The organism is Thermodesulfobacteriota bacterium (assembly GCA_040755095.1).
GTDB lineage: Bacteria > Desulfobacterota > Desulfobulbia > Desulfobulbales > JBFMBH01 > JBFMBH01.
Map to the genome: position 1 here is coordinate 1 of JBFMBH010000146.1, position 10,897 is coordinate 10,897.

Sequence of the window (10,897 nt, forward strand, 5' to 3'; positions counted from 1 at the left end):
GGGGCCGCAGAGGCGGCAGTTGGTTTGGGGGGGGAGCTTGACGAGATCGAAAGGCTGCACAGCGGTTGGCTGGCGCGGCTGTCGGCCGGCGGCCGGTGGGGCCGACCAGCCGGGGCGAGGCGGCAGGGCCGGGAAGGGGAGGGGTCAGGGGCTGGGGTCGAGCTTCGGTTTTTCCTCTGCCACCAGCTTGGGGGGCTCCTGCTCCACATCCTGGATACCCTTCTTGAAGGAGCCGATGGCCTTGCCCAGCCCGGAGCCCAGCTCCGGCAGCTTCTTGGCGCCGAAAAGCAGAAAGCCGATACCCAGGACAACGACCAGCTCCGGCATGCCCAGTCCAAACATGTTCTTCCCTCCACAAGATCAGTCGACCTTCTTGTCTTCCTGGTCGATGGCCTTGACCTCGTCCTCGTCCTTCATGGACTTTTTGAAATTCTTGATGCCCTTGCCGATGCCGGCCCCGAGCTCCGGCAGCTTGCCGGCGCCGAAGATGAGCACGACGATGATCATGATGATGATGAGCTCCTGGATGCCCAGACCGAACATGGTCAACCTCCTTAGCCCGAGACGATCTTCCGGATTTGCCGGGAGATGCCACGGACCTGGTCGATGATGGCCGCAAGATCCACGGTGGTCAGCTGGCGATGGCGCATGACGATGCGGCCGTCGATCACCGAGTGCACCACATCGCTGCCCCGGGCGGCGTAGACCAGGTGCGATGGGATGTTGTACAGGGGCACCAGATGCGGCTGGTCGAAGTCCAGGACGATGAGGTCGGCCTTCTTGCCCGGCTCCAGGGAGCCGATCCGGTCCTGGGCCCCCAGCAGGGTGGCGCCGCCCCGGGTGGCCATGTCCACCACCACCGGCGCCGGCATGACCGTGGGGTCCAGCTGTTGCACCTTGTGCAGCTTGGCGCACAGGTCCATCTCGTCCAGGAGATCCACATCGTTGTTGCTGGCGCTGCCGTCGGTGCCCAGGCCCACCGTCACCCCGGCGGCCAGGAGGGCCGGCACCGGCGCGACGCCGGAGGCCAGCTTCATGTTGCTGGTTGGGCAGTGGGCCACCTTGACCTGGCGGGCCGCCAGAAGCTCGATCTCGGCCTCGGACAGGAGCACCCCGTGGTCGGCCACCAGCCGCTCATTGAGCAGGCCCAGCCGCTCCAGATGCCGCACCGGCGTGGTGCCGTAGCGCTCCCGGCACAGGCGCACCTCGTCCTCGGTCTCGGACAGATGGATCACCAGGAGCGCGTTGTGGCGGGCTGCCAGCTCGCCGCAGGCCTTGAGCAGGTCCGGGGAGCAGGTGTAGACCGCATGGGGATCGACGGTGCCGGTGATCAAGGGGTGGCCGGCAAAGGCGGTGACAAGCTCCTCGGCATAGCGGAGGCCAGCCGCCGGCGGGCCGTAGTTGGGGGACGGGAAGTCGTAGAGCACCTCGCCGATCCAGGCCCGCATGCCGGCAACCGTGGCGGCCTGGGCCACCTCCTGGGCGAAGAGGTACATGTCGCAAAAGGAGGTGGTGCCGCTGGCGATCATTTCGGCGCAGGACAGGAGGGTCGAGGCCTGGACCATCTCGCCGGTCAGGGTGGCCTCCACCGGGAAGATGTAGTCCTCGAGCCAGCGCATGAGGGGCAGGTCGTCGGCCAGTCCCCGGAAGCAGGCCATGGCGGCGTGGGTGTGGGTGTTGACCAGGCCGGGCATGATGAGTCCCCCGGGCTGGTGCAGGCGCTCGGCCTCCGGATAGCGGGCTGCCAGGGCCTCGACCGGGCCCAGCTCCACGATGCGGTCGCCCCGGATCGCCACCCCGGCGTCCTTGAGCAGGGTGCGTCCAGCGTCCTGGGTCAGGACATACTGGGCAGTGACAAGGAGATTGGCTCCCCCGGTCTGGGCATCAGCCATGCTGATTCGACTCCTGATCGGCAGGTTCCCCCGGGGATGGCGGCAGGGTGGTGAGGATTTCCTCCACCAGGGCCACCAGCTTGGACTCGGCGGCCTGGGCCCCGGCGATCACGTCCTCGATGAGGATGGGCGCCAAGTTGTCCGGATCGTTGACGTTGGCGATCACCGACAGCCCCAGAACCGCCATGCCGGCGTGGCGGGCGACGATCACCTCCGGCACCGTGGACATGCCCACCGCATCGGCGCCACACAGGCGCAGGAAGCGGGTTTCGGCCGGGGTTTCCAGGCTGGGGCCGGCAATGGCAACATAGACCCCGGACGAGACCTCTGTCAAGGCCAGGGTTGCCGCGGCCCGGCTGGCCAGGGCGACGAGTTCCGGGGCATAGGCCCGGGACAGATCCGGGAAACGGGGCCCCCAGGCATCGATGTTGGGACCCCGCAAGGGGTTCTCGCCCAGGAGGTTGAGATGGTCCCGGATGATCATGATGGTGCCGGGCCGGAAGGCCGGGTTGAGGCCGCCGGCGGCGTTGGCCACAATGAGGAGCCGGGGGCCCAGCCGGGACAGCACCCGCAGGGGCAGGGTCAGAAGTCGGGTGGAATAGCCCTCGTAGAAGTGGAAGCGGCCTTGCAGCGCCGCGACCCGCCGGCCGGCCAGAAGGCCGCACAGAAGATTCCCGGCGTGACTGGCCACCGTGGCCCGGGGGAAGTGGGGGATTTCGGCATAGGGCAGGACCAGCGGGTCGTGGATGCGGTCCGCCAGGCCGCCCAGGCCGGTGCCCAGGACGATGACGATCTCCGGCGCTACGGGCAGCCGCTCCGCCAGAAAGGCGGCCGCCTCCTCCACCTGGGCCCGGTGGGCTGCCATGGCGGCGTCCAGACGCTCCTCGCCGGCGGGCACCATCAGGCGTCTCCCCGGCAGTCGGCTGGCGGCGTGCCATCCCAGGGCAGACGGACCGTGAAGATGGTGCCGGCCCCGGGGGTGGTGACAAAGCTCACCGTCCCCCGGCAGCTCTGGATGATGGCCTGGCAGGAGGGCAGCCCCAGGCCGTTGCCGCCGGTCTTGGTGGTGAAGTGGGGCTCGAAGATCTTCTCCACGATGGTGGCGGGGATCCCGGGACCGCGGTCGATGACCTCGATCTCGGTCCAGCCGCTGGCCGGCCGGACCACCACCGTGATGGGCGTGCCCACCGGGCTGGCCTGGGCCGCGTTCAGGAGCAGGTTCATGACCACCCGCCGGATGTCCAAAGGGTGGCAGGCCACCGGCGGCACCGGCTCGGCGACCACCTCGATCTGCCGGCCCCGGGTATCGGGATGCACCGCCACCTCGCTGGTCACCACATCCCGGACCAGATCCACCAGGTCCACCTCCTGGCTGGGGGGGGGACGCTTGAGGCGCTTGGCATTGGCCAGGGCCTCCTGGATCATCTCCGCCAGATGGTCGCGGCTCTTCTTCATCCGCCGGACGTAGTCGGCCAGCCTCGGCTCCAGGCTCTCCCGGGCCAGGACATCGAGGTAGATGAAGCCGGACAGGACATTGGCCATGTCATGGACCAGGATATTGGCCTTCTCGAACTCGTCGGCCAGCTGCTCGGTGTCCCGGCGTACCCGGCGGGACAGCCCCCGCATCAGGGCCACCAGGGACTGGGGCTGGTGGGCCAGGAAATCCTGAAACTGCTGGGCGGTGATGCGCAGCAGGGTGCAGGGGCCCACCGCCTGCACCGAGGCCGAGCGGGGCTTGTCCTCCAGGACAGCCATCTCGCCCACGTAGTCCACGGCCTCGATGAAGGTGATGGTGCGGGCGTTCTTGAAGATCCGCAGCCGGCCGCTGACCAGGATATACATGTCATGGCCGGGGTCGCCCTCCTGGACCACCACCGTGCCATCCGCTGCCTGCAGCTCCTCCATGGCCTTGGCAAAGGTGGTCATCTCCTCCAGGGTCAGGCCCTGGAAGATGTCCGTGGCCCGGAGGAGGTGGAGGCGCTCGGCAAGATCCATGCCCATGGTCAGCTCAGATGGCCCGCGCGGCCAGAAAGGCCTTCACCGCCCCGGCGTCGGCCGGCAGCACCTGGCAGCGGCTGGGCAGGGCGGCAAGGCCCTCCAGGGCCGGCGGCATGGGCGGCGGCTCGCCGATGGCCCGGGTGACCGCCTCGCCGAACTTGGCCGGGTGGGCGGTGGCCAGGCAGACCAGGGGCACCCCCGGCCGCCGGCAGCGGCGCCCGGCCGCCACCCCCACCGCGGTGTGGGGATCCACGAGGTATCCATGACCGGCATAGGTCTTTCGGATGGTGGCCAGGGTCTCCTCCTCGCTGACCGCCGCGGCGGCAAAGTCCTGGCGGACCCGCTCCTGGCGCCGGGAATCGATGGCCAGGCTGCCGCGGGCGGCAAAGCCGGCCAGGGCCTCGGTCACCGCCCGGGGGTCTTCGTCCAGCAGATCATAGAGATAGCGCTCGAAGTTCGACGCCACCTGGATGTCCATGGAGGGGCTGATGGTGGGGGTCACGACGCCCTTGGCGTACACGCCTTCTTGCACGAAGCGGGCCAGGATGTTGTTGGCGTTGGTGGCGAGGATCAGGCGGCCGATGGCGCCGCCGGCCAGCTTCCGGGCCAGATGGCCGGCGAAGATGTCCCCGAAGTTGCCGGTGGGCACCGAAAAGTCCACCATTGCCGCCGCGGTCTCTTCCTGGACCCGGAAGGCCGCGTAGAGATAGTACACCACCTGGGCCAGCACCCGGGCCCAGTTGATGGAGTTGATGGCCCCCAGCTGGTGGCGCTCCTTGAAGGCCAGGTCGCCGAAGATGGCCTTGACGATGGCCTGGCCGTCGTCGAAGGTGCCCTTCACCGCGATGTTGTGGACATTGGCGTCCAGGACCGTGGTCATCTGCAGCTCCTGGATGCGGCTGACCCGTCCCTGGGGATGGAGGATGAAGATGGCGATGCGCTCCCGGCCCCGCACCCCATGGATGGCGGCCGAGCCGGTATCGCCGGAGGTGGCGCCCAGGATGTTGAGCCGGCCGCCGCGCTCGGCCAGAAGATGCTCGAACAGATGCCCCAGGAGCTGCAGGGCCACGTCCTTGAAGGCCAGGGTCGGGCCGTGGAAGAGCTCCAGGATGAAGAGGTCGCCGCAGGGCACCACCGGCGTCACCGCCGGATGCCGGAAGACCCGGTAGGAGCGGTCGACCAGATCCCGGAGCACCGCAGCCGGCAGATCGGTGGCAAAGAGCCCCAGCACCGCCGCCGCCAGGGTGGGATAGTCCGCCTGGCGCCAGGCAGCGAGGGTGGCCGCCGGCACCTCCGGCAGCTCGGTGGGCAACAGCAGGCCGCCGTCGGTGGCCAGGCCCATGAGCACGGCCTCGGAGAAGGGAATGGGGGCGACCCCGCCCCGGGTGCTGATGTAGCGCATGGCGCGGCCAGGCGCTGCCGGCCGGCTCCTGGTGTCCATCCTGTCCATGCTGTCCATACTGTCCATCCCTACGCTGCCCCTGCCACCCCGGCGCCGCTGGCACCAGCCACCAGGCTCTGCCCTTCCATCTCCGCCGGGATCGGCAGGCCCTGCAGGGCCAGGATGGTGGGGGCGATGTCCTTGAGCGCGCCGTCGGTCCGCAGGCCCAGCCCCTCATGGGCGTCGCTCACCAGAATGAAGGGCACCGGATTGGTGGTGTGGGCGGTGTGGGGCGCGTGTCCCTCTTCCTCGGCCATCAGCTCGGCATTGCCGTGGTCGGCAGTGATGATGGCGATGCCCCCCCTGGCCTGCCAGGCGGCGATCACTTGGCCGGCGCAGGCGTCCACCGCCTCGCACGCCCGGATCGCTGCCGCCAGGATGCCGGTGTGGCCCACCATGTCGCCGTTGGCAAAGTTCAGAACCACCAGGTGGTAGTCCTTTTCGGCGAGCCTGGCCAGAAGGGCTTCGGTGACCTCCCGGGCGCTCATCTCCGGCTTCTGATCATAGGTGGCCACCTCCTGGGGAGAGAGGACCAGCAGCCGGTCCTCGCCCGGGAAGGGCTTCTCCCGGCCGCCGTTGAAGAAGTAGGTGACGTGGGCGTATTTCTCGGTCTCGGCGATCCGGAGCTGGGCCAGGCCATGCCGGCTCATCTCCTCGCCCAGGATGCGGCTGAGGGCCACGGGCGGGAAGGCGGCGGGCAGGGGCAGATCCCGGTCATACTCGGTGAAGGTGACCAGCTCGGTCAGGGCCGGCCGGCGGCGGATGGCAAAGCCGGCGAAATCCGGGGCCACGAAGGCCCGGGTGAGCTGCCGGGCACGGTCGGCCCGGAAGTTGAAAAAGAGCACCGTGTCCCGGTCGCCGATGGCGGCCAGGGGCCGGCCGTTCGTCTCGATCACCGTCGGCCGGATGAACTCGTCGGTCTCGCCCCGGTGGTAGGCCGCGGCGATGGCGGCCTGGGGATCGGCGGCGGTCAGGCCCGTGCCGTCCACCAGGGCGGCCCAGGCCTGGGCTACCCGCTCCCAGCGGTTGTCCCGGTCCATGGCATAGAAGCGGCCGCAGACCGTGGCCACCTGGCCTGTCCCCAGCTCGGCCAGGCCGGCGAGAAGGCTGGCCAGGTGGCCGGCCCCGCTTGCCGGCGGCGTGTCCCGGCCGTCCATGAAGGCGTGGATGAAGACCTCGGACAGGCCCTCGTCCTTGGCCAGCCGGACCAGGGCCAGCAGGTGGTCGAGATGGCTGTGCACGCCGCCGTCCGAGACGAGGCCCAGGAGGTGCAGCCGGCCGCCGGCGGCCCGGGCGCGCTGGCAGGCGGCGGTCAGCACCGGGTTGGTGAAGAAATCGCCCCGGCGGATGGCGCGGTTGATGCGGGTGAGGTCCTGGTAGACCACCCGGCCGGCGCCGATGTTGAGGTGCCCCACCTCGGAGTTGCCCATCTGGCCTTCCGGCAGGCCAACGGCGCCGTTGTGGGCCAGGAGGGTGGTGTGGGGATAGCGGGCGGCCAGCCGGTCCAGGTTGGGGGTGTGGGCGCAGGCCACCGCGTTGTCCGGGCAAACGGCGCCGCAGCCCCAGCCGTCCAGGATCATGAGCAGCACCGGCACCGGCCCGCTCACAGGGTCACCTCCAGCCGGGGGGCATCGTGCCACAGGCCTTCCAGGTCATAGAACTGCCGGGTCTCGCTGTAGAAGATGTGCACCACCACGTCGCCATAGTCAGCCAGCACCCAGACCGCGTCCCGCAGCCCCTCCGTGTTCCGGGGCTTGACCCGGCAGGCCTTCAGGCCGGCCTCGATGGCCTCGGCCAGGGCCTGGACATGGGTGGTGGAGCGGCCGCTCATGATGATGAAGAAGTCGGTGAAGCTGGAGACGTCCCGCAGATCCAGGACCACCACGTCCTGGGCCTGCTTGGCGGCGGCAGCCTGGAGTATCGCCTCCACCTTGGCCGGGCCGGTGAGGGCCGCCGGCCGGGGGCGCCTGGTCCTGGTTTTCGCAACAGCGGTGCTGGGATCGTTGGGCATGGGGAGGTCAGGGGGCGGGCCGCGAAGGCCCGGCAGGGGATCGATGGTCAGGGACGCCGCCGGCTGCCGGCGACGAGAATCCCTTTTTTTAGCATAGCCTGCCAAAAGCGCAATCGGATTTCCCGCCTTTTCGCCGCGAGGCCCGGGCGCGTCGCCGGATAGCACTGGCGGGGCCACCGGCCTTGTGGTAAAAAAGCCCGTTCCCATCACGGTTCGGCTCCGGAAGACCAGACCTGCTGCCGGAGGAGGGATTATGGATGCCGGTGTGCTGCCAGCTGGCTGTTCGGTTCTCGCCATCGGTGCTGTGGCCAGCCTGGCCGCCGGCGTGGCCACCGGGGTAGGCGCCCTGCCGGTTCTGGTGGTGCGCGCCATCTCGCTTAGGCTCCAGGACACCATGCTGGGCTTTGGCGCCGGGGTGATGCTGGCCGCCACCTCCTTTTCCCTGGTGGCGCCGGGCATCGAGGCGGCCAGCGGCCTGTGGGGCAGCGAGGTCCTGGCGGCCCTGGTGGTCGGCCTGGGCATCCTGGCCGGCGGCGTCTTTTTGTGGCTGAGCGATCGGTTCTTCCCCCACGAGCACTTCATCACCGGCCGGGAGGGGGTGGCGGCGAGTCGCCTGCGCCGCATCTGGCTCTTTGTCATCGCCATCACCCTCCACAACTTCCCGGAGGGGCTGGCGGTGGGGGTGGGCTTTGGCGGCGGCGATCTGGGCAACGGCCTGTCCCTGGCCGTGGGCATCGGGCTCCAGAACATGCCCGAGGGGCTGGCGGTGGCCGTGGCCCTGGTGAGCGAGGGCTATTCCCGCCGGTATGCCCTGCTGGTAGCCCTGGCCACCGGCCTGGTGGAGCCGGTGGGTGGTGTTCTGGGCGCCGGCGCCGTGTCGGTGGCCGCCGCGCTCCTGCCCTGGGGCCTGGCGGGCGCGGCCGGTGCCATGCTCTATGTGATCAGCGACGAGATCATCCCCGAGACCCACCGCAAAGGCTTCGAAAAGCCGGCCACCTTCGGCCTCATGGTGGGCTTCGTGGTGATGATGATCCTGGATGTGACCCTGTCCTAGGCCAGCGGCCGGCCGGGAACAGGGTTTTTCGCGACCATTTTTCGGGCAAGGAGAAAAAGGCGATGTACACCGCATCAGACCTGCGCAAAGGTCTCAAGATCCAGATCGACGGCGATCCTTATATCGTCACCGAGTTCCAGTTCTCGAAGCCGGGCAAGGGACAGGCCCTCTACCGGACCAAGATGCGCAACATGATCACCGGCAACCAGCTGGACCGGACCTTCCGCTCCGGCGACAAGTTCGAGCCAGCGCCCCTGGACGAGCGCACCATGCAGTTCCTCTACGCCCAGGGCGACGAGTTCCATTTCATGGACACCAGGAGCTACGAGCAGATCGCCCTCACCGCCGAGCAGGTAGGGGACGGCCGGCGCTTCCTGATCGACAACCTGGAGGTGCAGATCCTCATGCACGGCGCCAAGCCCATCGGCGTCACCCTGCCCACCTTCGTCAACCTCACGGTCACCACGGCCGAGCCCTGGGCCAAGGGCGACACCACCGGCAGCGACACCAAGCCGGTGACCCTGGAGTCCGGCGCCGTCATCCAGGTGCCGCCCTTCGTCAACGAGGGCGACAAGATCCAGGTGGACACCCGCACCGGCGAGTACGTCACCCGGGTCAAGGGGTGAGCGGCCTGGCCTCCCCGGCCAGCCCTGACCGCCTTTGGGCGCGGGCGGCGACCCTGGCCGCCATCCGCGCCTTCTTCACCGCCCGGGGCTTCCTGGAGGTGGAGACCCCGATCCTTCTGCCCACCATCATCCCCGAGCGGCACCTGACACCGGTGGCCGCCGGGGCCGGCTTCCTGCAGGCCTCGCCGGAGCAGTGCATGAAGCGGCTCCTGGCCCGGGGCTATCCCCGCCTGTTCCAGATCGCCCGCGCCTTCCGGGCCGGCGAGCGGGGCCAGCGGCACCTGCCGGAATTGACCCTCCTGGAATGGTACCGGGCGGGCGCCGGCTACCAGGACCTCATGGCCGACTGCCAGGATCTCCTCCTGGCCGTGGCCCAGACCCTGGGCCTGGGCCCCCGCCTCCCCTTCGCCGGCCGCCTCCTCGACCTCACCCCACCGTGGCCCCGGCTGACCGTCGAGCAGGCCTTCCGGCAGCTGGCCGGCATCGGCGCCGGCCGGGCGGCGACAGCCGGCACCTTCGACCGCCTGTTGTGCGACCGGGTGGAGCCCTGGCTGGGGCTTGACCAGCCTCTCTTCCTGCACGATTATCCCGCCGCCCTCGCCTCCCTGGCCCGCCTGCGGCCGGATTGCCCGGCGGTCGCCGAGCGCTTCGAGCTCTACGCCGCCGGCTGCGAGCTGGCCAACGGCTTTTCGGAGCTTGGTGACCCGGACGAGCAGCGCCGGCGCCTTCTGGCCGAGGCCGAGGCCTGGCGCCAGCAGGGGGTCGATCCCGGCCCTTTGCCAGAGCGCTTCCTCGCTGACCTGGCCGCCATGCCGCCGGCCGCCGGCATCGCCTTGGGCGTCGACCGCCTGGTGATGCTCATGACCGACGCCGCCAGCATCGACCAGGTGGTAGCCTTCCCGCCGGACGCCTGCTGAGCCGGGGGCCTTCCCCGGGCCCAGGGCGGCCGATGGATCCCCCCGTAGGGGCGACGCATGCGTCGCCCTCTGTACGCCCGCTTGCAGGACCGAAGTGTCCAGCCTGGCGTCCGTCTTGTCGAATATCCAGCGCCACCCCGGCCAGGGCGGGCCCCGTCCTTTGTCCCCGCGCTTTTGCGTTGGCTCCTCATCCATCTCCTCCCCGTGAGCCAGCTGCAGATTCTGCATCCCGGTGTGCAGAATCTGCATGCCGGCCCGCCTCGGGGCTTTCCAGGCCGAATCAGAGCGCGCAACTCGGGATTGGCACAGGCTGTGCATTTGGCCAGGCCAGAGCCCTGCCGCGAGCAGGGCGGGGGCGAACGAGGAGCCATGCTGAGCCTGGATGATGCCAACTGCGGGGCCGTGCCTGACCTCCGGCCAGAGGCCGGGGGGAGGGGCCAGACCGCGTGGGCGCTCCTGGGCTCGGTGCTCCTCAACCTGGCCGGCTTCTGTCTGGTCTCGAGCCACCGCGGCAGCAGCACCCCTTTTGCGATACCGGCGGCCCAGGTCATCGAGATGGAGCTGTGCACCCTGGCACCGCCGGAGGTCGAGCCGCCCCCACCAGCGGCCGCCATGCCGCCAGCACCGCCGCCGCCGGCAATCGAGGTGAGTCCGCCGGCCAGGCCAGCCATGCCGCCCCCGGCCCCGGCCCCGGCTCCAGCCCGAAGGCCCGCCCGGCCCCGCCCGGCGGCCCAGTCCGCCAAGAAGCCCTGTCCGCCAGCCGCGCCGCCCCGGGAAGAGGCGCCCCCGGCTGCGGCGCCAATGGTGGCCGTGGCGGCGGCTCTGCCGGAAGCCTTGGCGGCGCCGGTTGCGGAGCTGCCCGTGGCGGCCGGTCTCGATCCCGCGGTTTCGGCGGCGGGCGCCGCCGGTCCGGGAGGGTCGCCGGGGTCGGCGGGAGGCATGGGCAGCGGTGCCGCAG

The 10,897-nt window shown here is 70.0% G+C and carries 12 protein-coding genes; 4 read left to right on the top strand and 8 right to left on the bottom strand.

Going from position 1 to position 10,897, the window contains the following annotated elements; all coding sequences use genetic code 11:
* Window positions 1-144: 144 nt before the first annotated feature.
* The 8 genes from AB1634_16750 to rsfS form a co-directional block, all read right to left on the bottom strand.
* Entirely contained in the window at window positions 145-342 is a 198-nt protein-coding gene (locus AB1634_16750) for a twin-arginine translocase TatA/TatE family subunit (GenBank protein ID MEW6221164.1), read from the bottom strand.
* Window positions 343-360: 18 nt separating this feature from the next.
* Complete coding sequence (gene tatA, locus AB1634_16755; protein ID MEW6221165.1) at window positions 361-543, bottom strand: twin-arginine translocase TatA/TatE family subunit; 183 nt, start codon at window positions 541-543, stop codon at window positions 361-363.
* A gap of 11 nt (window positions 544-554) precedes the next feature.
* Window positions 555-1,892, bottom strand: coding sequence for an amidohydrolase (locus AB1634_16760; protein MEW6221166.1), 1,338 nt, complete (start codon window positions 1,890-1,892; stop codon window positions 555-557).
* On the bottom strand, window positions 1,885-2,793 hold the full coding sequence (locus AB1634_16765; GenBank protein MEW6221167.1) for a purine-nucleoside phosphorylase: 909 nt from the start codon (window positions 2,791-2,793) through the stop codon (window positions 1,885-1,887). The genes AB1634_16760 and AB1634_16765 overlap by 8 nt, the downstream gene beginning before the upstream one ends.
* A complete protein-coding gene (locus AB1634_16770) occupies window positions 2,793-3,893 on the bottom strand; it encodes an ATP-binding protein (GenBank protein MEW6221168.1) in 1,101 nt (366 codons plus the stop codon). The genes AB1634_16765 and AB1634_16770 overlap by 1 nt, the downstream gene beginning before the upstream one ends.
* Window positions 3,894-3,900: 7 nt before the next feature.
* Complete coding sequence (thrC, locus tag AB1634_16775; protein MEW6221169.1) at window positions 3,901-5,292, bottom strand: threonine synthase; 1,392 nt, start codon at window positions 5,290-5,292, stop codon at window positions 3,901-3,903.
* Window positions 5,293-5,360: 68 nt separating this feature from the next.
* Entirely contained in the window at window positions 5,361-6,911 is a 1,551-nt protein-coding gene (gpmI, locus tag AB1634_16780; GenBank protein MEW6221170.1) for a 2,3-bisphosphoglycerate-independent phosphoglycerate mutase, read from the bottom strand.
* 23 nt (window positions 6,912-6,934) lie between these two features.
* Entirely contained in the window at window positions 6,935-7,342 is a 408-nt protein-coding gene (rsfS, locus tag AB1634_16785; GenBank protein MEW6221171.1) for a ribosome silencing factor, read from the bottom strand.
* A 253-nt stretch (window positions 7,343-7,595) separates the two neighbouring features.
* Here rsfS and AB1634_16790 point away from each other — a divergent pair, with 253 nt between their 5' ends.
* From AB1634_16790 to AB1634_16805, 4 genes are all read left to right on the top strand, one after another.
* The gene (locus AB1634_16790; protein ID MEW6221172.1) at window positions 7,596-8,396 is read left to right on the top strand and encodes a ZIP family metal transporter; all 801 of its coding nucleotides are present in this window, start codon (window positions 7,596-7,598) and stop codon (window positions 8,394-8,396) included.
* 62 nt (window positions 8,397-8,458) lie between these two features.
* Entirely contained in the window at window positions 8,459-9,022 is a 564-nt protein-coding gene (efp, locus tag AB1634_16795) for an elongation factor P (protein ID MEW6221173.1), read from the top strand.
* On the top strand, window positions 9,019-9,939 hold the full coding sequence (gene epmA / locus AB1634_16800) for an EF-P lysine aminoacylase EpmA (protein MEW6221174.1): 921 nt from the start codon (window positions 9,019-9,021) through the stop codon (window positions 9,937-9,939). The genes efp and epmA overlap by 4 nt, the downstream gene beginning before the upstream one ends.
* 369 nt (window positions 9,940-10,308) lie before the next feature.
* The coding region (locus AB1634_16805; GenBank protein MEW6221175.1) for a hypothetical protein at window positions 10,309-10,897 on the top strand (589 nt) is incomplete at its 3' end.